Raw genomic sequence first — 24,962 nt, forward strand, 5'->3', positions numbered from 1 at the left:
ACAGAAAAGAGACGGTAATAATACTGTCTCTTTTCTGTTTATTCGTGATATTGGTATCATATTAGTTGTGGATTATAAAATGGATTTTAAATTATTCAAAGAAATGTTAAAAAGAACATTACTGGTCATCTTTACTGCTGCTGTATTGGCATGCCAAGCTTCCCCTAAGCCACAACCATTAGTGAAGGGTGTAAGCAATATTGTGCCTGACGAACGCCAGGCACTGGTAGTTAGAGAGGTTGTGGGCCTGATAGAAAACTATAATTACAAAAAAATAAAGCTGAATGATTCTATTTCTTCTTTGATTCTTGATAAATATATCAAGGACCTGGATCCATATAGATATTATTTCCTGGCATCCGACATTAAGGATTTTGAGCAATTCAGGTATGCATTAGATGATGATTTCAGAAACGGTGACCTAAGCGCACCTTTTTACATCTTTAACGTTTATTTGAAAAGATACAATGAGTGGCTGAACTATACGCTCACTCAGGTAAAAGGTAAGTATGACTTCAATGAGAATGATACTTATGTATTTGACCGCGAAAAAATGCCTTGGGAATCTACACAAACAGGTTTACAGGACATCTGGAAGAAAAAGGTGAAATACGACCTGGTGAACCTGAAAATTGCAGGTACGCCTCCAGCGAAAAATATAGAAACCCTGACTAAAAGATATGAAAACCTAAAGTCTCAGACCAATAAGGTGAACAATCAGGATGTGTTTCAACTGATCATGGATGCATTTACTGAAACCATCGATCCGCACACGAATTATTTTAATCCGGCAAATGCACAGCAGTTCAATGAAGATATGGCCCGCTCTTTCGAGGGTATCGGTGCCAGACTGAAACTGGAAAATGACATCCTTAAAATTGATGAAGTGATTCCTGGAGGTCCTGCTTTCAAAAGTAAACTGCTGAGTGCCGGCGATCGTATCGTTGGTGTTGCGCAGGGTGCTGGCGAATTTGAAGACATCATCGGATGGAGAATCGACAATTCAGTATCTAAAATTAAAGGCCCTAAAGGCACTAAAGTAAGACTGAAAATTATTCCTGCCGGACGCGAGCTTTCCTCTAAACCTGTCATTATTGAATTAATGAGGGAGCGTATTGTGATGGAAGACCAGTCGGCTAAGAAAACAGTAAAAACAATCCAGTCGGACGGTAAACCTTATAAAATTGGAATCATTAGAGTTCCTGCTTTCTATGCAGACTTTAAAGCTGCCAATGCCGGTGATCCGAACTACAAAAGTACCACACGTGATGTGAGGCTATTGATTGATACGCTGAAAAATAAAGATAAAGTGGATGCGATTGTGATGGACTTACGTGCCAATGGTGGTGGTTCATTAGTAGAGGCAATCGACTTAACCGGTCTGTTTATTGATAAAGGCCCGGTAGTACAAGTGAGGAACACGAAAAATGAAATTGAAGTAAATGAAGATACCAATCCTGGTGTAGCCTGGGACGGCCCGCTAGGGGTGATGGTAGATCGTTTGAGCGCATCTGCTTCGGAAATTTTTGCTGGTGCAATCCAGGATTATGGAAGAGGAGTGATCATGGGTACGCAAACTTATGGTAAAGGTACTGTGCAGTCTTCGATCGACTTAAATAGGTTGGTAAATCCTTCTTTACTGCAAAGAATTGCAGCATTGGTAAATAAAGATGCTAAATTAATAACGACCACTACCAAAGATGGGGCTCCAATACAATTGGGACAAATCAACTTAACCATGGCAAAGTTTTACCGTGTGAATGGCAGTAGTACACAGCATAAAGGCGTAATGCCGGATATTCAGTTCCCTTCTCTTTACCCAATGAATAAAATTGGAGAAGATACTGAGCCTTCAGCTTTGCCTTGGGATGAAGTGCCTAAATCTAACTTTAAAGCGGTAGCCGACCTAAGTCCGTTGAAACCGGAGCTGGTAAAACGTCATGAAGAGAGAATGGGGAAATCCTTAGATTATAAAACGCTGGAGCAAGACATTGCAGACATGAAAAAACGTGACGGAGAAATTTCTATCACTTTAAATGAAGCGAAACTTAAAGCCGAACGTGATAGCCTGGAAGCGAAATCCCTGGATAGAATCAATAAACTAAGAGCTTCAAAAGGCCTGCCTCCGGTTAAAAAAGGAGATAAGGTGAAGAAAGAAGAAAACTTTGATTTTATTGAAGATGAAAGTTTACAGATTATGACCGACTTGATCAAGCTGGCTGATCCTAAGAAATCAGAGCTGGTAAACAGAGGCACTGGTATTAACTAAAGGCCAATATATAAATCATAAAAAAAGGAGGATGCCGCAAGACATCCTCCTTTTTTTATACCAGATATTTTAAAGGTTATCCTTTTTATCATCTACTCTTTTCTGGATTTGCATGGCCATCATTTCCTTCATGGTCTTGTTCATCCCTTCTGTAGAACCATCCAGAAAGACCACATTGCCCTCACTGTTTTCTGCAAAATGCTTGATGGATTCCGTCCACATGGTGAATAAGATGACAGAAATATCGAGGTTAGCCTCTTCCATTTCCTGAGCCGCTTTGGTCATCCCGTGTGCGACCTCCGCGCGGAATAAGGCGATCCCTTGTCCACGTAACTGGGCAGCTTCTCTTTCTGCCGCTGCGGCAATTTTAATGGCATTACCATCTGCCTCTGCACCCTTAGTTTTAGTGATCAATAAGGCCTGGCCTTCATTTTCTGCTGCCGCTTTTAAATTGTTTGAAGCCACAACTCTACTCATCGAACGCATAATTTCTTCATCGAAAGTAATGTCATTCAACTGAAGATCCTGTAAATGGTAACCCCAGGTTTCCAATACCTGATCGATCTGGTGTTTTACATGGTCTACGATCTCATTTCGCTGCGCTAATACATTGGCTTGTCGCTGGGTGGCTACATAAGCCCTGATCGATCCTTCAATGGTTCTGATCAGTGCCTGCATCAGGTTCGTGGCATCCACAAACTTAAAAGCTACATTCTTGATGGTTTCTTCGTCGTGATTCAGGACAGAGTACAGCAGCATGGCCTTAAAGTATACATTGGCCTGATCTTGTGTAACCGCCTGAAAAGAAAGTTCCACAGAACGGTTCTGGATCGAAATCCTGGAATGAATGTTTTCAAATAATGGGATTTTTAAGCTTAAACCCGGTCTTAATAACCTCCTGTATTTTCCAAAAATGGTGACTACAGCAATAGTTCCTTGTTTTACCGTCACAAAAGAACTCATCAGAATAATTAGTGCAAGAACCACTATAATGTAAGTATAAATCATATTGAAGCGTTTTGGTGAATATTGAATATATTGGCTTCAAGGTACGAAGAAATCTTCTTTTCTAAGTTGAGGCACAGATTTTGCCTACTCAGTATAAAATTACACAGATATTATGAATGTAAAACGCACTTTCGGAACAATATTAACCATATTGGGCATCCTAGGCCTTATTTATGCCGGTTATGGTTTTGTGAAGCATAGTATGCAAAGCAGAGAATTGGTCGTAGCCGGTATCATTGGATTGATCTTCTTTGTATCCGGTATTGGATTAGTGAAAAATACTAAGGACGAATCCTAATTAGTTTTTACGACTGATTTTGCCCTTTTCAGAGAAGTCTAACTGGTGTCCTGGGAAATCAGTATCAGTTAGATTTTTTATTTTTTGAAATGCCCCATCCTGATCGTCCAGTTGCAGTCGGTTGATTTTATCTTGCTTTACCGAAATCACTTCCGCAGCAATAAAATCACCTTTGCCATTTAATTTGATCTGTAGAAGTGGTGCAATGCCATTTGGACCTTTCAAACTGAACATTCCGTACGTACAGAAGTTCCCAAGGCTATAAGCGATAAATTTATCTTTATACAATTCTACAGCTCTCGTCACATGCGGACCATGGCCTAATACAATATCAGCGCCGGCATCAATTACACCATGGGCGAACTGATAGACGTTGCCACGGTTTTCCTGGTAAAAGATTTCATTTTTTTTAGGAACATGCTCAAATTTTGCGCCCTCACCTCCACCATGGAAAGAAACAACCACAATGTCTACTTGCTGTTTTAAGCGGGATACCAGTTCTTTTGCTGCAGGGAGGTTATTGATAGAAACGGTGTTTTCATTAGGTGCAAAGGCACAGATCGCATATTTTACACTGTCTATTTCGAAAATCTGAAAAGGCTTCGATTGTAAACCTGCATAGTTAATTTGCAAAGAATCTAATATTGCCATGGTCCGTTTCCTGCCTGTGCTGCCAAAATCACCCACATGGTTGTTGGCAATACTCATGACATTAAATCCGGCATCTTTAATAATTCCGGCATATCGCTCCGGCATTCTGAAGGCAAAACAGCTGTTGCCTATTGTATCTTTACACTTGGTAGATTTACCATTGTTCAGGAAACAGCCTTCCAGGTTCCCAAAAACCAGGTCTCCTTTTAAATAGGGTACTACTGCCTGGAAACTATTCAGGGCATCATCTGCAGGAAGGTTTGCTTTAGTTGGATAGGCAGAGCCTAACATGATATCGCCAACTGCGGTAATATTAATGGTGTCTTTTATCGGTTTTTTAGGGATGGTGTCTGTTTGGACAAGTTGGACAGTCGGTACACTTGCGCGATTTCCTTCACAGCTGAACAGCAATAAGGCAGATAAAAAGAATAAGGCGAGCGCGTTTAATGATTTCATGGGTAGCTGGTATTTTTTCATAAAAAAAGTCCTCCCAGTAAAATAGGAGGACTCAATGTCTTTTGTTTGTGAAGGATTATTCCTCCATCAGGTCATTTTTCACTGGATCCAGAATTCTGCCACCTTTGTAAAAATACCTTGAATAATAGGGTTCATTTAAATTGCTGATCACTACTCCACGACTGGAAGAAGCATGAGCGAAGCGGTTATCGCCAAGATAAATCCCGATATGCGTAATGCTGCGGCTTTTGATCTTGAAGAATACCAAATCTCCTTCTTTTAGTTCGTCTTTTGGCAATGGATCTACCATGCTAAAGATGTCACGTGAATTGCGGAGTATCGTAGTGTTGAAAACTTTATCGTAAATCGCTTTTGTAAAAGCTGAACAATCAATCCCTCTTTTGGTATTTCCACCGAAGCGGTAAGGAGTGCCAATCCATTCGTAAATGAATTTGTAAAGTTTGATGTTAGAAGTTGCATCTACCGCAACCCCCATTACCTGAGAAAAATATTGGGAAGCTAGATTATCAGGGTCTTCTAATTTGTTGGTTTCTTTTGATTTTGTCTGTGCATGGACGGCTGAAAGGCTGCACGCGACAATTAGGGTAGAAAACAAAAATTTTTTTATCATACTCTTAAGTTTGGGTAATAGACACTTACACTTAAACGTACACCACTGGGGCTTATTGTCCGGTGCCAAAACTATGTATTTTACAAATGTTATCCAAATGTAAACAGTTTAAAAATAAAAGTTATCCACATTTTGTGTAACCTTAGTGTTCATTTTACAGGTATTTCTTCTATATGTTGCAATAAAAAAGTAGATTTGCTCTTGTAAATAAAAACCAATACCCAAAAATGAGTGCAGTAGAAATTAATAAAGATACCTATCTGAAGTGGTTTGAGTCGATGTTGCTGATGCGCAAGTTCGAAGAAAAAACAGGTCAACTATACGGACAACAAAAAATCCGTGGTTTTTGTCATCTATACATTGGTCAGGAAGCTGTCGTAGCCGGAGCTATTTCAGCGTTAAGACCAGAAGATTCTATGATCACCGCATACCGCGATCACGCACATGCCCTTGCAAAAGGTGTAAGTGCAAACAGCATTATGGCTGAGATGTACGGTAAAGCAACCGGATGTTCAAAAGGTAAAGGTGGTTCTATGCACATGTTTAGCAAGGAGCATAACTTTTATGGTGGACACGGTATCGTTGGTGGGCAGGTTCCATTGGGCGCAGGTATCGCTTTTGCAGAAAAATATAAAGGCACAAAAAATGTAAACGTTTGTTACATGGGTGATGGAGCGGTTCGTCAGGGCGCTTTACACGAGGCTTTCAATATGGCGATGCTGTGGAAATTGCCAGTTATCTTTGTTTGTGAGAATAATGGTTATGCCATGGGTACTTCTGTAGAACGTACTACAAACATGACTGATATATATAAAATAGGTTTAGGTTTTGATATGCCATGTGCTCCTGTAGACGGAATGGATCCTGTAGCAGTTCACACTGCAATGGATGAAGCGGCTCAGCGTGCCAGAAATGGTGATGGACCAACCTTCCTTGAAATCAGAACTTATCGCTACCGTGGTCACTCCATGTCTGACCCAGCTAAATATCGTTCTAAAGACGAATTGGAAGCTTACAAATCGAAAGATCCAATTGAGCAGGTAAGAGAAACTATCCTTCAGGAAAAATATGCTGATCAAGCATGGATCGAAGAGATCGAAGCAAAAGTGAAACAAATCGTTGATGATTCTGTTAAATTTGCGGAAGAATCTCCATGGCCGGAAGCATCAGAATTGTATACTGATGTTTACGTACAAACTGATTATCCATACGTACAAGATTAATTTAGAACGCATTTCATTTAATAATATAGAATGGCTGAAGTAGTTAAAATGCCCAAAATGAGCGATACCATGACCGAAGGTGTGATGGCTAAGTGGCATAAGAAAGTTGGCGATAAAGTTAAAAGTGGCGATGTAATGGCCGAAGTGGAAACCGATAAGGCAACCATGGATCTTGAATCTTATTGGGATGGTACCGTTTTATACATTGGTGTAGAAGAAGGTCAATCCGTTCCAGTAGATGCAGTTATCGCTGTAATAGGTAAAGAAGGAGAAGACTATAAAGCGGCATTAGCGGCAGAAGAAGGTGCTGCGGCCCCTAAAGCTGAAGCGGCGCCTGCAGAAACAGCTGCTCCGGTTGAAGATAAAAAAGAAACAGCAGCAGCTGGAATTACTGATGCTGATCTTGAAAAGATCGGTGTAACGGTAATCAGAATGCCTTTGCTAAGTGATACGATGACTGAAGGCGTAATCGCTGAATGGCATAAAAAAGTTGGTGATAAAGTGAAGAATGATGACATCCTTGCTGATGTAGAAACCGATAAGGCGACTATGGAAGTAATGGGTTACGCAGACGGAACTTTATTGCATATCGGTGTGGAGAAAGGTGCTGCCGCGAAAGTGAATGGCATTATGGCGATTGTTGGCCCGGAAGGAACTGACATCAGTGAATTCCTTAAACAAGGTGATGCACCTGCAAAACCAGCCGCTGATAAAAAAGCTGATGCTCCGGTAGCGGAAGCTGCTCCAGCAGCAGAAACTACAGCAGCTCCTGCTGAAGGTTCTGATCGCGTAAAAGCATCTCCATTAGCAAAGAGAATTGCGAAAGACAAAGGTATTGACCTTGCTAAAGTAGCAGGTAGTGCTGATGGCGGACGTATCATCAAAAAAGACATCGAAAACTTTAAACCTGCGGCAGCAGCGGCCCCTCAGGCAGCAGCAGCAAGTGCAGCCCCAGCGGAGAAATCAGCTTCGGTCAGCATTCCTCAGTTTATTGGTGAAGAGAAATATACAGAGAAACCAGTGACTCAAATGCGTAAAGTAATCGCTAAGCGTTTATCTGAAAGCTTGTTTACTGCACCTCATTTCTACTTAACGATGTCTATTGATATGGATGGTGCAATCGCTGCACGTACCAAAATCAATGAATATGCACCGGTAAAAATCTCTTTCAATGACATGGTGTTAAAAGCAGTTGCGATTGCTTTAAAACAACACCCTAATGTGAACTCCTCTTGGTTAGGCGATAAAATCCGCTACAATGAGCATGTAAACATTGGTGTAGCTGTAGCTGTTGAAGATGGTTTATTGGTTCCTGTAGTTCGTTTTGCTGATGGCAAGTCATTGTCGCACATCTCTGCGGAAGTGAAAGACTTCGCACAGCGTGCTAAAGCTAAAAAATTACAGCCATCGGATTGGGAAGGTTCTACTTTCACCATTTCTAACTTAGGAATGTTCGGAATAGACGAATTCACTGCCATCATTAACCCACCTGACGCTTGTATTCTTGCGATCGGCGGAATCTCTCAGGTTCCTGTGGTGAAAAATGGTGCTGTAGTTCCAGGAAACGTAATGAAAGTTACTCTAAGCTGCGATCACCGCGTAGTGGATGGCGCAACTGGATCTGCTTTCTTACAAACATTAAAAGCATTGTTAGAAGAACCAGTAAGACTATTGGTTTAACTAATATCCTAAATAATCTAAAAAGCTGCTTCGGCAGCTTTTTTTATGCCTGTTACTTTTTGTACTTTTGTCGCTATGTCGAATATTAAACCTTCTCTAGTTAAAGGAACCCGTGATTTTTCACCCCAGGAAATGGTCAAACGCAATCATATTTTTGATACCATAAAGACGGTATTTAAAAAGTATGGTTATGCCGAAATACAAACCCCAACGATGGAAAACCTAAGTACTTTAACAGGTAAATATGGTGATGAGGGCGATAAACTGATCTTTAAGATCTTAAACAGTGGTGATTTCCTTTCTAAAGCGAAACCAGAACTGCTGGCAGCTGCCAACTCAAATGCCCTGACTTCCTCGATTTCTGAAAAAGCATTGAGGTATGATTTAACGGTACCTTTTGCACGTTACGTAGTGATGCACCAGAATGACATTTCGCTGCCTTTTAAGCGCTTTCAGGTACAACCGGTATGGAGAGCTGACCGACCGCAGAAAGGCCGCTACAGAGAGTTCTATCAATGTGATGTGGACGTGGTAGGTTCAGACAGCTTGTTAAATGAGGCAGAATTCATTCTGATCTATCAGGAAGCATTGAGTAACCTTGGTCTTAAAGACTTCACGATTAAATTAAATAACCGCAAAATCCTTACTGGAATTGCAGAAATCATAGGTAAACCAGAGTTGATCATTGACATGACGGTAGCCATTGATAAGCTGGATAAAATCGGACTGGATGGCGTAAGTAAAGAGCTGTTAGAACGCGGATTTACGGAAGCAGACCTGGAGAAATTGAAGCCAGTCATTCTATTGCAGGGCAGCAACGAAGAAAAACTGCAAAGTTTACGTAATGTATTGGCAGGTTCAACAACGGGTATGAATGGAATTGAAGAGCTCGAAACGGTATTCAAATACCTGCAAGGATTGCTGCAGACCACGCCGGATCTTCGCCCGGATGTAGAGCTGGACATTACTTTAGCACGTGGTTTAAACTACTATACCGGCTGTATCTTTGAAGTGAAAACAAATGAAGCTGCTATGGGCAGTATTGGTGGAGGTGGTCGTTATGATGACCTGACCGGTATGTTTGGCCTGAAAGGTTTAACCGGGGTTGGGATTTCTTTTGGTGCAGACCGCATCTATGATGTGTTGCTGGAACTGAACCTTTTCCCTGAATCTGCTGCGGCGGGAACGAAAGTCCTGATCAGTAACTTTGATGCAGCGGCAGAATTATATGCCTTGCCTATCGTACAGCAGCTGAGAAATGCCGATATCGCTGCAGAACTATATCCTACTGCTGCAAAGCTGAAAAAGCAAATGAGCTATGCGGATGATAAGAAGATTCCTTATGTGATTTTAATTGGGAGTGATGAGCTGGAAAGCGGCCTTTTAACCCTAAAAGATATGCAGAGCGGCGTTCAGGAAAAACTATCCCTGAATGATATTCTGGAGAAAATTAAAAACTAATAGTTTTTGGACATATAAGCGGCCAGTTTATCGCTGGCCTGCTTTTTTACCTTATTCCTTAGAAAGGAAGTCCAGCCCAGTAATTTTCCGGTAAGTCCCAGAGATTGCTTCGACCAGGTATAAAAGTCGAACTGATCCCGGTGCTGGACGATTTTTCCGTTTTCAATGATGAACTGCGCATCGACTTGATTCCACACTTTTCTTCCCGTTGCCGAAAAGGTATAATGTGCATCCCAATGTGCTGTCGCGCCATTTTCAGTCGCTTTCACCGCACTAAATTCTACACGCATATCTTTTCCGCTTTTGATCAGCATTGCCCACATCGCACGGACCTGCGCAGCGTTCAGATCGGTAAATATGGGGTCGCTGAAAGTGGCCTGATCACTGTAACATTCCTGCATTCCGGCAACATCCTTGTTTTTAAAGGCTGTATAGAATTTGGTGATGAGTTCCTGATTGGCGTTCATAGGTGATTAATATACTTTTCCTGCGAGGATGCCCTCAATTCTGTCTAGTAAATCGTCAATATCAAATGGTTTGGCCAGGAATCCATTCGGTTTAAAAGAACCATGCTGGATGTTGGCTTCAGTATATCTTGCGGAGATCATTAATACGGGAATTTCCGCCGTGCTGGGATTAGACCTGAGCTGGGTTAATAACTCTCTGCCATCTCCATCAGGCAGCATAATGTCCATGATGACAAGATCTGGTCTGGATTTTTCAATATGCGTCATCATATTGATGCTTTTATTGAGACCGGTTACTTTATACGCTTCGCTTTGTAAGATCAGCGTGATGACATCAAGTATGGCGTGATTGTCCTCAACGACGAGTATGTTTTTGTAAATTTCAGAGCTTTTTGCCAAAATCAAATGGGTTGGATGTAATACAAATATATTTAATCAGGTTTGATTTTTGTACACATTAATTGGTTTAAATCACAAATTCAAGTAATTTTCTATACAGGTGTGGAATTGTAGCACTTAGGGCTATACAACAGAATTAAGATACTAAATGGGAAGAAAGCCCTTCATGAAAAAAAATATATTAGCCGATGAAACCTTTTGAGTTTTTGACTGTCTTAATATTAAGTTTTAGGTTTTTAAAAGAGGTACGATTGTGGCGATTGTACCTTTTTTATTGCACTTTAAATTGGGTGATTCGTCTGGCCATCCCATTAAACAGGAAAATATGGAATGGAAACATGGCATACCAGTATATCCGTCCCCATAAGCCTGAAGGCCTGAAAGTGGCAATCTGTGAAAGAAAATACTGACCATGAAATTCAATGACTTTAAATTCCAGCCAGGCTTCTCCAGGGACTTTCATCTCTGCAAATAATAACAGTCGCTTGTTTTGCTGATCGGCTAACAGCACCCGCCAGAAATCCACTACATCGCCAGCATGTATGGAAGTATTGCTCGTTCTGCCCCTGCGCGTGCCTACACCGCCCATCAGTTTATCCAAAAATCCCCTTAAATTCCATAGCCAGTTCGCATAATACCAGCCTCTGTTTCCGCCGATGCTCCATATATTCTCAAATACCTCCTGCGGATCTCTCTCAAAAGGCATCTTGACCTTATATTCCAGCGTTCCATTTTGAGGGACTTTCACCTGATCCATGAAACTGGTGTCCAGATAACCCCGGTTCAGCGCATCTTTCCAGCTGGAAACAATAGAATTTTGTTCAATTTTCTCAAAAGCAAGTGCTAGATTTTTACGATAAGGTAAGCAAGTGCCGGGAACTACGCTGCTGATGTGGTTGTCTTTACAAACGACCTCATTTTTCATGCTGTCCACCAGGCTTCTGGCCAAAGCATAAGGGACAGAGGTCACCATGTTTAACCATAAAGAAGATAAACGGGGGGTAAGCAATGGTAGTGTGAGGATGAAACGCTTTAAATGCCTGACTTCCGCATATTGCAGCATCATTTCTTTATAGCTCAGAATGTCTGGACCTCCAATGTCAAAAGTTTGCTGCATGGCTTTCTCATTTGACAATACACCGCTTAAATAACGCAGTACATCACGGATTCCGATCGGCTGACACTTCGTTTTGATCCATTTTGGGGCTACCATCACCGGTAATTTTTCCGTCAGATCCCTAATAATTTCAAATGAGGCACTTCCGGACCCAATAATAATGGCTGCTCTTAAAATCGTAAAAGGAATACCGGATTGCTTTAATACGTCTTCGACGGCCAGTCTTGAGCTTAAATGCTCGGATAAGCCGAGGTCATTCACAATACCGGTCAGGTAAATCAATTGCTGGCATTGACTGGCTTTCAGTGCTGCTATAAAATTTTGTGCAGAGGCGGTTTCCAGTTCAGAGAAGCCATGTTCGCTGGCCGACATAGAATGAACCAGGTAATAAGCGGCATGAATATCAGCAGGGATTTCAACCAGTGTTTCAGGCTTTAATAGATCTCCGGTGATGATTTGTACCTGATCACCGAAGTCTGAAACCTCTGCAAAACGCCTTTTGTCGCGCACCATACAGACTACTTCATGCCCAGCTTCCAAAAGAACAGGCAGCAATCGGGTACCGATATAACCATTAGCACCGGTCAGCAGGATTTTCATTTTAAGGGATGTGGTTGAAAAGTATCCGTGTTTACTACAGCTTTTAGTTCTTGCAAAATGGTATACAAGCCAAAATTGGTGCGGTTCACATAAATGAAATGCTTAACACCTCTGGCCTGTTTAAATTCAGGCATGGTGGCTACTTTTTCCGCATATTTATACAGCTGTTCAAAGAATTCAGGTTTACTGAAATCGAAGGTTTTACTGGCATAAGGTCTGGCAAATAATTCGATCATTTCCCGGTAAGCCTTATAGTAAAACTCAACCTGGCTGTCTGTATCCTCACGGTGGATCATCTCCAGCTGACGGAATGCTGCAATAGTTTTCGCCTTGTCTTTAATCACATCTGTGGAGATCAGCGAGAAGAAAGGATAGTAAAAATCATCCGGCATTTCTTTGATACAGCCAAAATCAATGACACCCAATTTCTCATCCGGCGTAATCATAAAATTGCCCGGGTGCGGATCTGCGTGTACTGCCCTCAGCTCATGCTGCTGGAAATTATAGAAATCCCATAGCGCCTGACCGATCTTGTTCCTCAGTTCCTGTGAAGGGTTGGTGTTCAAAAATTCTTTCAGGTGTAAACCCTCAATCCAGTCCATCGTGATGATCCGTTTTTTGGAAAGTTCCGGATAATATTTAGGGAATACGATATTTTCTAAATGACTGCAAGCTTCGGAAAATTCAATAGAACGGCGTACTTCCAGCTCATAGTCGGTTTCTTCCAGCAGTCGTTCTTCTACTTCTTTGATGTAAATATTGAGTTCCTTTTCATTCATGCCGAGCAGACGAAAAGCAAAGGGCTTTACCAATTTCAGGTCGGATGAGATGCTGTCGCCAACACCAGGATATTGAATTTTAACCGCTAAAGTTTTCCCATTCAGTTCTGCCTGATGCACTTGTCCGATGGAAGCCGCATTGCTGGAATGCAGGTTAAATTTATCATAAATCTGCTCCGGTGTTTTTCCGAAAGATTTGCTGAAAGTTCTGACAATGAGTGGCCCGGAAAGGGGAGGTGCATTGTACTGCGATTGTGTAAATTTGTCGACATAGGATTTTGGCAGGATATTCTTATCCATGCTCAGCATCTGGGCAACTTTTAAAGCACTCCCTTTCAGCTCGCTCAGCGACTTGTAAATATCCGTAGCATTGTTTTCATTCAGCTCATCCCTGCTCAGCTCCGGGTTAAACAATTTTTTAGAATAATGCTTGATGTAATTGCCGCCAATCTGGATTCCTGTTTTTACAAACTTCGCTGATCTCTGTCCTTTCGTTACCGGAATACGCTCTTGTTCTTTCATGAATTTTATAGTCCCATCTTATCTTTAAAGTTTCCATTTCTGGAAAGAAATTTCCCGTATTCCAGGAGGTTATCTAGCGGAGAGCGCTCAAAAAGGTCGAATGTTACATTCACCCCTTTTTCAATTACTTCATCAGTTTTTTCAAATCCAGCACTGTCATCAGTAGTCCAGAAGTTAATGATAAAGCCAAATTGTACCCATACCGCATCTTTATAGCGTTTGCTTAAAAATTTACGGTTGGCCAATTCTCCACTCTCCAATCCTTCATTGATGATGCCTTCTGCGAAATTCTCAAAAATCGGCCTTACGCCAGATAAAACTTCTGGAGTGCCAAATTTATTTTTGTGATTCTTTAAACTATAGATGATGAAACTTCGGTGTTTTTTTAAAACCTCTACATAGCTGTAGAAGAAGGAAAGGATTTTCTCTCTTGAAGAATACTGACTCCACACTTCCTGTGCCTCAATGGCCTGGATGGTTTCGAGGGTAAGCTCTACCCATAAGTTCTTTTCAATACTTTCAAAGGAAGGGTAGAAGTCATAAAAATCTGCCTCAGCAATCTTTAATTTCTTAACGAAACTATATACTGATGCTGGTTTTTCACCATTGAGAAGTACGTAATCCAGGTATCCGTTTTTGATTTGCTGAGCAGTTGCCATTTCTTTTTTATTTAATAAACGTTAAAGGGGTCTGCTTAGTTTCGCAGACCGCCTAATTTAGCTGATTATTCGATCATGGTTTTGTAATAAAAACACAGGACAAAAATGAAAGACAAGGTATTTTAATGACAAGCAAAGAGACTTGGAAAAGATAAAGCAATAGAGCTTATAAACCCAGTCGATGTTTTCTTAACGTATCTTTTGCAATGTCATAACCTGCATCTGCATGTCTGATCACGCCCATAGCAGGATCATTATGAAGCACACGCTTGATTCTGATAGCGGCATCTTCGGTGCCATCAGCAACGATCACCATACCTGCATGGATGGAATACCCGATGCCTACACCACCACCATGGTGCAGAGAAACCCAGCTTGCCCCACCAGCAGTGTTGATCAGTGCATTTAGAATCGGCCAATCGGCTACCGCATCTGAACCGTCCAGCATCGCCTCGGTTTCCCGATTTGGAGAAGCCACAGATCCGGTGTCTAAATGGTCCCTTCCAATCACTAATGGCGCTTTTACCTTGCCATCAGCTACTAATTTATTGAACGCCAGTCCGGCTTTTTCTCTTTCTCCTTGTCCAAGCCAGCAAATTCTTGCCGGCAATCCTTGAAAGGCAATGCGTTCCTGAGCCATGGTAATCCATTGTTTCAGACTTTCATTTTCAGGGAAAAGCTCCAGAATTAATTTGTCAGTTTCATAGATATCCTGTGGATCGCCACTTAATGCAGCCCATCGGAAAGGTCCTTTTCCCTCGCAAAACAAGGGACGGATATAGGCAGGCACAAATCCAGGGAAGTCAAATGCATTTTCTACTCCTGCCTCCAATGCCCTTCCGCGCAGGTTATTGCCATAGTCGAAAGTAATGGCGCCGCGACTTTGCAGTTCCAGCATCTGACGGACATGCTTAGCCATCGTTTCATAACTTCTTTTTACGTAAGTATCGGGATCTGCTTTGCGCAATTCATAGGCTCCATCCACGGTTAATCCTTCGGGGAAATAGCCAATCAGGGGGTCATGTGCAGAAGTCTGATCCGTTAGCGTATCTGGCGTAATGTGGCGGTCGATCAGTCGCTGTAATAGATCTACCGCATTACAAACGACCCCAATAGAAATCGCTTTTCCTTCCTTTTTATACTGTAAGGCTTTGTCGATAGCCGTATCGATATCATGTTCAATTTCGTCGATGTAACGTGTTTCCAGACGTTTTTGGATGCGCCATTCCTCTACATCTGCGGCCAGGCATACGCCCTGATTCATCGTAATGGCTAATGGCTGCGCGCCGCCCATTCCACCTAATCCGGCGGTTACGTTCAGCGTACCCTTTAGGTTACTATTGAAATGTTTGCGTGCCAGCGCGGCGTACGTTTCATACGTTCCCTGAACGATGCCCTGGGAGCCGATATAAATCCAGGATCCTGCAGTCATCTGTCCGTACATCATCAGCCCTTTGTCCTCCAGTTCGTCAAAATGCTGCTGTGTAGCCCATTTTGGAACCAGCTGAGAGTTAGAAATCAATACTCTTGGCGCATCTTTATGCGTGGGTAAAACACCAACGGGTTTTCCTGATTGGATCAACAAAGTTTCCGTGTCTTCTAAATTCTGAAGGGCTTTAATGATCAGTGCTAAAGCTTCCTTATTTCTGGCAGCTTTTCCACGGCCACCATACACGATCAGCTCTTCCGGTCGCTCGGCTACATCAGGATCGAGGTTGTTCAACAGCATTCTTAATGCAGCTTCCTGCACCCATCCTTTACAAGTCAATGTATTTCCGGTTGGGGTTTGTCTTTTACTTAAATCTAAACTTATATCCATTATGCGGTCATGTAAGGGCAATGTTATAAAACAAATGTATGTAATTATGTGAGATTGCGTACTTTAGCATTCGAAATTGAAAACGCGTCAGCAACATATCCATAAAATCATATCCATAGCATTGCTTTGGGTATTTGCGATCGCTTTGACGCCGTTTAGCGCCCTCCATCATCATGAGGAAGAAGTGCTTTGCCAAAATGAAAAAATATGTACCCATAAATTACACCTGGGCAGTCATGTAGATACCTGTTTGGTTTGTGCGGCACATTTCGAGAAAAACTACCTTCAGGAACAAACTCAGTTTCAGGTTTACCTGGTAACCAGACCTGTTATCAAGTATTACGCTTTACTAACTGGCGCGTATACCGCGCTGATCAGTACCTCACTTCGGGGGCCCCCAACCACCTGATCTTTTCATTACCCTGAAAAATACAGGATCGTATACCTTTTTACCAAGAGATATAGCGGCTTTACTATCTATGTGTTGTCGATTTTTGCTAATTGCTAATTGCTAATTGCTAATTGCTAATAGTTTACGCGATTGCAAGTCAGATTGATCATTTTTTATGGCTGTCTTTTAGCTTTCATAGCAGAGTTTCGCTTTTATGGAATAGGTAATTAACCGTATTTCGATCCAGAAATTAAACGATGTATTTAAACCCAGGGGGGAAGGCTGATTTCGGCCGCAATTACTCAATTTAACATTTTACAGCAAATTGGCTTTGGCCAACACGATGATTTTGCCCAGCAAATGATCGATATAAACACATACACATGAAAAAGATACATCTGGTATTAATGGTCTTATTATATACCTTATTTTCACTTCCTTCTTATGCTGCCGGAGGATTGGCAGAATTTAAAGGTAAAGTAACTGATGCCGACAATAAAGAGCCACTCGTTGGGGCTACAGTCTACATCAGCGACTTAAAAGCAGTCACCAGTACGAATGCAAACGGAGAATTTATCCTGAAAAACATTCCTACAAAAGGACGGTTCCTATTGGAAGTTCGCTTTGTAGGTTATAAAACCTTTTCGCAAATCGTAGATCTTGGCAGCTTGAACAAGCTAGATATCGCTATGGAGCCTTCCGCTATAGAAAGCGCGGAAGTGGTAATTACCGGATCGCCATTTAGTGCCAACAACAAAACCAATAGCTTATCCGTAGTGACGGTAGGAAAAGATAAGCTGGCACAGGCCGGCGGCACAAATTTAGTAGATGCCATCTCAAAGGTTCCTGGAATTTCTCAGGTGAGTACTGGCGGTGCGATTTCTAAGCCTACCATTCGGGGTTTAGGATACAACCGAGTATTGACCATGGTAGATGGCGCAAGAGAAGAAGCTCAGCAATGGGGAGATGAACACGGTATTGAAGTCGATCAGTTCTCTGCAGCAAGGGTAGAAATCTTAAAAGGCCCTGCAAGTTTGCTTTACGGATCTGATGCATTGGGTGGTGTAATCAATATTATTGATGATTTAGTGCCTCCTCCAGGCACTTTTAACGGTAATTTCAGCACTTCCTATGCGACCAACAATGGATTAAGCGCTTCCTCATTGATGCTTCAGGGCAACAACAATGGTTTCGTATATCGTGGCCGCGCTTCTTATAAAAATGCGTACGGCTTTGCTTATAAAGATGCGGTAGTGCCGAATTCTGGCTTTAACGAATTCAATTTAAATGGTATGGTGGGTTTAAATAAGAGCTGGGGATATTCTCACCTGACTTTCTCCCGCTTCCAAACCAATATTGGTTTAGTAGAACATGGGCCCAATGAAGATGGCCAATATGTAAATGATGAAGGTGAAGTGATCTCTAAAGCCGAAGCACAAGCGCGCAGACTAGGACTGCCTTTTCAAAATATCAACCATTACCGCGCTGCATTAAACAGTAATTTTATCCTTGGTTCTGGACAGTTGAAAACAACTTTTGCTTTTCAACGCAATATCAGGAAGGAATTTGAAGAAAGCGCGACTGAACCAGGGCTGAACTTAAACCTGAACTCTTATACTTACGATGTGAAATATTATTTCCCAAATGCAGGGAAATGGGAGCCTGCAATCGGTGTTCAGGGCATGTATCAGAACAATGTGAACAAAGGTGATGAGTTTTTGATTCCTGATTACAACAGCAATAACATCGGTGCTTTTGTGTACCTGAAACGTAATTTCGAGAAAGGTGCCTTTAACATTGGTGCACGTTACGATTATAAAAAAATAAATGGAGAGGCACTGGCAGTGGATGGCGCACCTTTATTTACCGCTTTCCACAATCAATTTTCTAACGTTTCCGGATCATTGGGTTTCGCGTATGAAGTGGCTAAAAACCTGGTATTAAAAGGAAATGCAGGATCAGGATTCCGCGCTCCAAATATTGCAGAATTGGCCGCTAACGGTCGCCATGAAGGAACATTCAGGTATGAGATCGGGAATTCAAACCTAAAACAGGAAACTAGTCTGCAGTTTGACCTCGGACTGGAATACACTGCTAACTCGGTTACTTTTGGATTAAATGCCTATGCCAACCGCATTTATAACTACATCTACGCGGGGAATTTCAACAATGAAACCACAGGTGTAAGCGATGGAAACGGCATGACCGAAACCTTACCGGTTTACCGCTTTGTACAAACCAATGCAGACCTGATTGGGGGCGAAGCATCGATGGATTTCCACCTGATCAAATCCCTGCATTTTGAAAACTCTTTCGCTTATGTGAAGGGAACAAACCGTGCAGATGATCAGCCTTTACCTTTTATCCCGGCAGCGTCGATCAACAACGAATTGCGCTTTGAACCAACGATCAAAGGCCTCTCAGGTACTTATGTGAAAGTTGGATTAACCAATGTATTTAAACAGGCACGTTTTGATAGTTTTGAAACTCAAACGGATGGATATACTTTGTTAGATGCAGGAATTGGAACAGCGATCAATACTAAAAAAGGTAAATTTAATCTTTGGGTTACTGGACAAAACCTATTAGACAAAAAGTATTTTAACCACCTGAGCAGGTATAAAATGGAAGGGATTTACAATACCGGAAGAAATGTGACTTTCGGTGTCAGCGTGCCTTTCTTGTAGATGTCGATAGCTATCCTGTCAAATCCCCCAATAGCAAATACTATTGGGGGATTTTTGTTTAAAACAATCCGTATGAGGGAGCATCTAAATCTGCAGCTTACAATAAACCAGACGCTGTCTTCAAGAAACCCACAGAAGCGGCAATATCTTTTGCCAGCAAGCGATCTGCATGATTAAATGACACCACTTTCCTATATTCAGCAACCAGATTTTCTATCCGCTCAGAAGAACGTAAGGGTTTTCTTAAATCCAAAGCCTGGGCTGCGGTTAGCAGTTCTATTGCCAAAATCCTTTCCAGGTTATTCACTACCCTTAAACACTTCGTAGCAGCATTTGCACCCATACTGACATGGTCTTCCTGACCATTACTAGACACAATACTGTCTACCGATGCTGGCGTGCACAACTGTTTATTTTCACTGGCGATAGAAGCTGCGGTGTATTGGGTAATCATTAACCCGGAGTTTAGTCCTGCATTTTTCACCAGGAAAGGCGGTAATTCCCTTTGTCCGGATATCAATTGAAATGTCCTTCTTTCAGAGATCGAGCCTAATTCTGCCAAAGCGATACACAGGAAATCCAGCGTTAAAGCCAATGGTTGTCCATGGAAATTCCCTGCAGAAATAATCCGGTCTTCTTCAGGGAAAACATTCGGATTATCGGTCACGGAATTGATCTCCGTTTCAAATACCGACTGGATATAATGGATGCTGTCCTTACTCGCACCATGCACCTGCGGCACACAGCGGAAAGAATAAGGATCTTGTGTTTGCTTGCCAGAACGCGCAATCAACTCGCTTCCAGAGAGCCATTTGCTGATCTGTGCGGCGGTATGTACTTGTCCGGCATGCGGACGAATCACATGGCTGAATGTTTCGAAAGGATCGATTCTGCAGTCAAAACCGTCTATAGACATCGCGGCAATCGCGTCTGCCCAATTCATCAGACTTTGAGATTTTAACAAGCAGAATACACCATAAGCACTCATAAACTGCGTTCCGTTGATCAATGCCAGGCCTTCCTTAGATTGCAACTTTAAAGGTTCCCATCCTAATTTCTGATATAGCGGGGAAGATTTTTCATAGAGGCTTGAAGCCGGTATTTTCTTTCCTTCATACCAAACTATCCCTTCACCGATCAGCGGTAAGGCGAGATGTGCAAGGGGAGCCAGGTCGCCGGAGGCACCTAAAGAACCCTGGGTATAAATCACCGGTAAAATATCATGATTGTAAAAATCAACCAGACGTAAAACGGTAGGCAAGGCGATGGCCGAATGCCCATAACTTAAAGATTGGATTTTTAACAGCAGCATTAAGCGGACGATCTCCGGAGCAACTTCTTCGCCGGTACCGCAGGCATGGGATAAAAGTAGGTTGTGCTGGAGTTGCGAGAGTTTTTCCGATTCAATTTCTACATTTTGTAAATAACCGAATCCCGTATTTATCCCATAAATAGGTCCTTCATGACGCTGTAACTTATCGTCCAGGTAAGTCCTGCATTTTTCTACTTTCTGAAGCGCTGCATCGGATAATTGCAGCAATTGTTTTTCTGCAATGATCCTGGAAATCTGATCCATAGTTAACCGCTCCAAACCTATTTGGTGACTGCTCATACATTTTATATTTCCCCAAAAATATAAATAATGCTTAAGTTTAGAACTTTCAGTTCCTATTATTGTTTTTCCTAAAACCAGCATTATGTTTTATAAGAAAGTTGCCCTTTACCTGTGTTTACTTTTCAGTGCCACAGCGACTTTGGCACAGCAAGCCGATACCCTATCTATTACCTTAGAAAACGTCAAATACCCTTATCCAGTTAAGTATTACAGAATCCATACTGAAGGTCAGGATTTAAATATGGCCTATATGGATGTCGCACCAGTGGGAAAAGCCAATGGCAGAACAGTAGTCTTGCTTCATGGTAAAAACTTTGGTGGATATTATTGGGGAGGCACGATCAAAGCATTAACTGACCGCGGATTTAGAGTAGTGGTGCCGGATCAGATCGGCTTCGGCAGATCTTCTAAAGCCTTTATTCATTACAGCTTTCATCAGCTGGCACGCTGGAATAAGCAATTGCTGGACACTTTAGGCATTCAAAAAGCAAATATCCTGGGCCACTCTATGGGTGGTATGTTGGCTACCCGCTTCGCATTGATGTATCCGGAAAATACCGAAAAGCTCTTATTGGAAAACCCGATAGGCTTAGAAGATTACCGCAGTTTTCTGCCGTATGTAAGCACTGATCAGCAATACCAGACGGAACTAAAAGCAACCGCAGAAAGCGTTAAAAAATACTATCAAACTTCCTATTTTACCGTTTGGAAGCCAGAATACGACGAATTGGTGAGCATTGCAGGGGGCATGACAAAAAGTGCAGATTTCCCAAGACTGGCCAAAGTAAACGCCATGACCTATACGATGATCTACGAACAGCCGGTAGTTCATGAATTTTTCAACGTTCGTGTACCTACGGTTCTGTTTATTGGAAAAGAAGACAAAACTATTGTTGGAAAGGGCTTGTTAAGCCCGGATCAGCAGGCCTTACATGGCCAATATCGTCTTTTAGGCAAGCAGACTGCAGCTAAGATTCCAGGAGCCAAGATTGTGGAATTTGAAGGCTGTGGGCACATTCCGCATATAGAAGTACCCACAGAATTCAATGTGGCATTATTGGGCAGTCTGTAAAGAAGAATGCCCTTCAGCAGACTAGGAATGCTGGTCTGCTGCCAGATCCTGCGAAAATATCCCGGCTAAGCTATCGTATAGCTCCGGGTGTTTCGACTTAAACTGATCTGGTTTTTCAAAGAAATATTCAGACACTACCGCAAAAAACTCTGCCTCATTGGTGATGGCATAAGGGTTAATGTCTGATTTTCCTTTCTCAATTCTTTTCATTTCCTCATGGATCATCCGAATCCATGGCACTACATATTCGTGCTTCATCAGGTTTTCTGGTACGCCATCTGTTGCGCCGTCCGACTTGTCCAGCAAGTGCACAAACTCATGGATAGCCGTATTTTCCTTATCTGCAGCATTGGAAAAACCTTTGATCAATGCCGCTCTGGATAAGATCATCTGACCATTCATATAGCCAGAACCCACCATGCCCAGGATGTTCCGCTGACCGCCTTCATACTGAAAGTCCTGATTAAAAGTATCCGGATACAGCAATACATTGGTCAGGTTGCGGTAATGCCAGTCCTCGAAACCGAATACGGGAATGACCGCACTGGAAGCAATCAATAACTTATCAAGGACAGTCACCGGAGTACCTACACCCTCAATTTTTACCTCGGCTAGAAAAGCAGAAATTTTTTGCTCAAAGCGCAGGCGGTCTTCTACCGTCAGGTGCTGGTAATAAACCACATGCTGGAATAACATCTGCTTATCTTCCTCACTTAAGGTGACGTAGTTGTGGCGGCTGTCTTTTCTAAAGATAAAATAGAAGACCAGCAGCAAAATAGGGATCAGTATGAAAAATGCCTGCATGGGTTAAGCCTCCAATATTTCCAGTTGTGTGATCACCTGCTCTTCAGTTACCGGATAGGGTTGCTCATTTACGATCGTCTGATATACCGCTTCGAACAATGGCAGGTAGCTTCCCAGTAAGGCAGGAATAGTATGTGTTGTCTTATGGCCATCGGCATCCAGTAAATACAATTTGCCTTCCGTTCCTGGCGCTTCAATTCCATAAGCAGGGTCATCTAGTTTCATTCCTGCCAGCAATTGGCCTTCCTGTGCATCTGCTCTTACCTTATGCAATGAACCATTGGTTCCGTTGATCACGAAAGCAGGTAAAGCTTCTACCACCATCATGTTGGAATGAACAAACACATTGACACTATCGGCATAGCTCAAATGGATAGAGAAATAATCATCTACCTGTGTATTTACGCGGTTTTTACCAAGGATCTTATGAAAAGATTCCGGTTTGCCGAAAATACTCAATGCCTGATCCAGTAAATGCGGACCCAGGTCGTACATCAATCCACTGGCAGCAACCGGCTCTTCCTTAAAACTTTTTACGCCGATCGTAGAACGATACCTGTCGTAACGAAAATGTACTTCACTCAATTTACCTAGCTTTCCACTTTCAATCACTTCACGAACTGCCCTGAAATCACTGTCCCACCTTCTATTTTGGTAAAAAAGTACTTTCTTATCCAATTCTTTTGCCAGGCCAAGTACCTCTTTTGCCTGCTCAGCAGTGGCGGTAAAAGGCTTTTCTACCAGAATATGTTTTCCTGCCTGCAAGGCTCTTTTCGCATAATCGTAATGGGTATTGTTGGGCGTATTGATGATGATCAGTTCAATCTTTTCATCTGCCAGTAAATCCTCAATGGTATCGTAGCTGATGATTCCGGGATAATCTGCTGCGGCATTCTTCTGATTTCTTTCGGTTACGGCATGTAATGTAAAACCGGGATGGGCATGTACAAAAGGCGCATGGAATACTTTACCAGACATTCCGTAGGCCATCAGACCCGTTATAATTGTTTTTTCCATGAGGTATATATATTTCAAGGTTGATGGAACACCAATGATGGGATCCATGAGGTTTAAAATTCTCTTTTTATTCGAAAGGTGATTAGGCTAAAATAGTAAAACGCCCGACTAAACCCTTAATATTATTGTCATAAGTCGAACGTCTTATTTGTATCTTTGCGCTATGAAACCTGCAGAAACACATGCGAAATGGAAAATTTTGCAACAAAAGATCGCTAAGGAGTTTGATTCTGATGTGCCCGATTTAAAGGTGATGTTGTTTTTAATCGGTGTGCAGGAGTTAGGCAAAGGACCTGGCAAGTACAGTAAACGTCAAAAGGAGGAGTTAATGCACATTGCAACCTGCCGTTTACTGAGTGAAATGGGCTTCTATGAACTGGAAGGATTAGACCAGGATGGATGGCCGCATTGGAAGCTGATTAAACCCGTTCCTTCATTCGCGATGATGGAGCAGGAATTACTGCTAAAATCGTTAACGATACATTATTTTGAAGATATCTACGGTACAGAGCAACCAGAAGATTAATAAAATCTGATCACATAAAAAACCCGAAGTACATTGTACGACGGGTTTTTGCTTTTATAGGTAGATGTAAATTGCGTATTATTTGCCTTGTTGTGTAGCTTGTTGTTTCAATTGATCGTTTGCAACGATTACAACCTCAACTCTACGGTTGGCAGCTCTTCCAGCTTCAGTGGTATTGTCAGCAATTGGCTCAGACATTCCTTTTCCAATGGTGATTAAACGTGATGCAGGAACACCTTGAGAAACCGCATAAGCTTTAACAGCTGCTGCTCTTCTTTCAGAAAGAGCCATGTTATAAGCTTCTTTTCCTACGTTATCAGTGTGACCAATTACTTTAATGTCCGTTCCTGGATATTTAGTAAGTGAAGCCGCTAATGACTGTACGTTTGTTTTTGCCGCTGCAGTTAAGTCAGATTTGTCGAATCCAAAAAGGATACCACTATCAAACTTCACGATAATACCTTCACCTTCACGGATTACTTCAGCATTTGGGATTGCATTTTGAATCTCTGCTGCTTGTTTGTCCATTCTTTTTCCAATAAATCCACCTGCAGTACCACCAACAGCAGCACCAATGATAGCCCCAACAGCAGTGTTACCCGCTTTTTTTCCTATAATAGCACCTAGAACACCACCTGCAGTAGCACCGATACCTGCGCCTTTTTGTGTTTTAGTTAAGCTATCGCAGCCTTGGAATGTCATTGCACCCATAGCTAAAGCGATACTAAATGCTGCTATTTTAAATTTTGAAGTAACCATAGTTTTATATTTTATTTTACCCAGTGCGTTAATCAAACGTAATGCCAAATTC

Annotated in this window: 22 protein-coding genes; 9 read left to right on the plus strand and 13 right to left on the minus strand. The window is 42.0% G+C overall.

Translation table 11 applies throughout. The features are described 5' to 3' along the window. Positions 1–103: 103 nt before the first annotated feature. A complete protein-coding gene (locus K7X70_RS11465) occupies positions 104–2,269 on the plus strand; it encodes a carboxy terminal-processing peptidase (RefSeq protein ID WP_348636310.1) in 2,166 nt (721 codons plus the stop codon). A gap of 69 nt (positions 2,270–2,338) precedes the next feature. Here K7X70_RS11465 and K7X70_RS11470 read toward each other — a convergent pair whose 3' ends face one another. Next, on the minus strand, positions 2,339–3,277 hold the full coding sequence (locus K7X70_RS11470; RefSeq protein ID WP_222537243.1) for an SPFH domain-containing protein: 939 nt from the start codon (positions 3,275–3,277) through the stop codon (positions 2,339–2,341). A gap of 112 nt (positions 3,278–3,389) precedes the next feature. Here K7X70_RS11470 and K7X70_RS11475 point away from each other — a divergent pair, with 112 nt between their 5' ends. Next, complete coding sequence (locus K7X70_RS11475; protein WP_222537244.1) at positions 3,390–3,575, plus strand: hypothetical protein; 186 nt, start codon at positions 3,390–3,392, stop codon at positions 3,573–3,575. On the opposite strand, the gene K7X70_RS11480 is transcribed toward K7X70_RS11475, so the two are convergent. Together K7X70_RS11480 and K7X70_RS11485 are read right to left on the minus strand one after the other, a co-directional pair. Next, on the minus strand, positions 3,576–4,682 hold the full coding sequence (locus K7X70_RS11480; RefSeq protein WP_222537245.1) for a CapA family protein: 1,107 nt from the start codon (positions 4,680–4,682) through the stop codon (positions 3,576–3,578). Positions 4,683–4,758: 76 nt separating this feature from the next. After that, the gene (locus K7X70_RS11485) at positions 4,759–5,313 is read right to left on the minus strand and encodes a C40 family peptidase (RefSeq protein ID WP_062550716.1); all 555 of its coding nucleotides are present in this window, start codon (positions 5,311–5,313) and stop codon (positions 4,759–4,761) included. 227 nt (positions 5,314–5,540) lie between these two features. Here K7X70_RS11485 and pdhA point away from each other — a divergent pair, with 227 nt between their 5' ends. The 3 genes from pdhA (at position 5,541) to hisS (ending at position 9,677) form a co-directional block, all read left to right on the plus strand. After that, positions 5,541–6,536, plus strand: coding sequence for a pyruvate dehydrogenase (acetyl-transferring) E1 component subunit alpha (gene pdhA / locus K7X70_RS11490; protein WP_222537246.1), 996 nt, complete (start codon positions 5,541–5,543; stop codon positions 6,534–6,536). 30 nt (positions 6,537–6,566) lie between these two features. Beyond that, positions 6,567–8,216 carry a pyruvate dehydrogenase complex dihydrolipoamide acetyltransferase gene (locus tag K7X70_RS11495; RefSeq protein WP_222537247.1) on the plus strand — a complete coding sequence of 550 codons (1,650 nt, stop codon included), beginning with the start codon at positions 6,567–6,569 and terminating at the stop codon, positions 8,214–8,216. Between the two features lie 75 nt (positions 8,217–8,291). Then, a complete protein-coding gene (hisS, locus tag K7X70_RS11500) occupies positions 8,292–9,677 on the plus strand; it encodes a histidine--tRNA ligase (protein ID WP_222537248.1) in 1,386 nt (461 codons plus the stop codon). Here the strand turns inward: hisS and K7X70_RS11505 are convergent. The 6 genes from K7X70_RS11505 to hutU all read right to left on the minus strand — a co-directional run bounded on the left by K7X70_RS11505 (position 9,674) and on the right by hutU (position 16,039). Then, positions 9,674–10,144, minus strand: a complete 471-nt coding sequence (locus tag K7X70_RS11505) for a nuclear transport factor 2 family protein (RefSeq protein ID WP_222537249.1) — start codon at positions 10,142–10,144, stop codon at positions 9,674–9,676. The two genes, hisS and K7X70_RS11505, sit on opposite strands and share 4 nt — an antisense overlap. Before the next feature lie 6 nt (positions 10,145–10,150). Further along, positions 10,151–10,543: a response regulator transcription factor gene (locus tag K7X70_RS11510; RefSeq protein ID WP_222537250.1), complete on the minus strand. Its 393-nt coding sequence runs from the start codon at positions 10,541–10,543 to the stop codon at positions 10,151–10,153. Between the two features lie 271 nt (positions 10,544–10,814). Next, positions 10,815–12,260 carry an SDR family oxidoreductase gene (locus K7X70_RS11515; protein ID WP_222537251.1) on the minus strand — a complete coding sequence of 482 codons (1,446 nt, stop codon included), beginning with the start codon at positions 12,258–12,260 and terminating at the stop codon, positions 10,815–10,817. Further along, a complete protein-coding gene (locus K7X70_RS11520; protein WP_222537252.1) occupies positions 12,257–13,561 on the minus strand; it encodes an ABC1 kinase family protein in 1,305 nt (434 codons plus the stop codon). The genes K7X70_RS11515 and K7X70_RS11520 overlap by 4 nt, the downstream gene beginning before the upstream one ends. 5 nt (positions 13,562–13,566) lie before the next feature. Next, a complete protein-coding gene (locus tag K7X70_RS11525; RefSeq protein WP_222537253.1) occupies positions 13,567–14,220 on the minus strand; it encodes a TetR family transcriptional regulator C-terminal domain-containing protein in 654 nt (217 codons plus the stop codon). 166 nt (positions 14,221–14,386) lie between these two features. Further along, complete coding sequence (gene hutU, locus K7X70_RS11530) at positions 14,387–16,039, minus strand: urocanate hydratase (protein WP_222537254.1); 1,653 nt, start codon at positions 16,037–16,039, stop codon at positions 14,387–14,389. Between the two features lie 76 nt (positions 16,040–16,115). On the opposite strand from hutU, the gene K7X70_RS11535 reads away from it, so the two are divergent. Together K7X70_RS11535 and K7X70_RS11540 are read left to right on the plus strand one after the other, a co-directional pair. Beyond that, entirely contained in the window at positions 16,116–16,448 is a 333-nt protein-coding gene (locus K7X70_RS11535; RefSeq protein ID WP_222537255.1) for a hypothetical protein, read from the plus strand. Positions 16,449–16,813: 365 nt separating this feature from the next. Next, entirely contained in the window at positions 16,814–19,117 is a 2,304-nt protein-coding gene (locus K7X70_RS11540) for a TonB-dependent receptor (protein ID WP_222537256.1), read from the plus strand. 97 nt (positions 19,118–19,214) lie between these two features. Here K7X70_RS11540 and hutH read toward each other — a convergent pair whose 3' ends face one another. Beyond that, positions 19,215–20,729 (minus strand): histidine ammonia-lyase, encoded by a 1,515-nt coding sequence (gene hutH, locus K7X70_RS11545; RefSeq protein ID WP_222537257.1) that lies wholly within the window; start codon positions 20,727–20,729, stop codon positions 19,215–19,217. Positions 20,730–20,814: 85 nt separating this feature from the next. Between hutH and K7X70_RS11550 the strand changes: the two genes are divergently transcribed. Then, positions 20,815–21,804 (plus strand): alpha/beta fold hydrolase, encoded by a 990-nt coding sequence (locus tag K7X70_RS11550; protein WP_222537258.1) that lies wholly within the window; start codon positions 20,815–20,817, stop codon positions 21,802–21,804. A 21-nt stretch (positions 21,805–21,825) separates the two neighbouring features. Here K7X70_RS11550 and K7X70_RS11555 read toward each other — a convergent pair whose 3' ends face one another. Next, positions 21,826–22,608 (minus strand): M90 family metallopeptidase, encoded by a 783-nt coding sequence (locus tag K7X70_RS11555; protein WP_222537259.1) that lies wholly within the window; start codon positions 22,606–22,608, stop codon positions 21,826–21,828. Positions 22,609–22,611: 3 nt separating this feature from the next. After that, entirely contained in the window at positions 22,612–23,625 is a 1,014-nt protein-coding gene (locus K7X70_RS11560) for a Gfo/Idh/MocA family oxidoreductase (protein WP_222537260.1), read from the minus strand. A 163-nt stretch (positions 23,626–23,788) separates the two neighbouring features. On the opposite strand from K7X70_RS11560, the gene K7X70_RS11565 reads away from it, so the two are divergent. Beyond that, complete coding sequence (locus tag K7X70_RS11565; RefSeq protein ID WP_222537261.1) at positions 23,789–24,151, plus strand: hypothetical protein; 363 nt, start codon at positions 23,789–23,791, stop codon at positions 24,149–24,151. 78 nt (positions 24,152–24,229) lie between these two features. Here the strand turns inward: K7X70_RS11565 and K7X70_RS11570 are convergent, their stop codons facing one another. Next, positions 24,230–24,910, minus strand: coding sequence for a YiaD family glycine zipper/OmpA-like lipoprotein (locus K7X70_RS11570; protein WP_222537262.1), 681 nt, complete (start codon positions 24,908–24,910; stop codon positions 24,230–24,232). Positions 24,911–24,962: the final 52 nt, after the last annotated feature.

The sequence above is a fragment of the Pedobacter polysacchareus genome (assembly GCF_019802255.1).
Classification (GTDB): domain Bacteria; phylum Bacteroidota; class Bacteroidia; order Sphingobacteriales; family Sphingobacteriaceae; genus Pedobacter; species Pedobacter polysacchareus.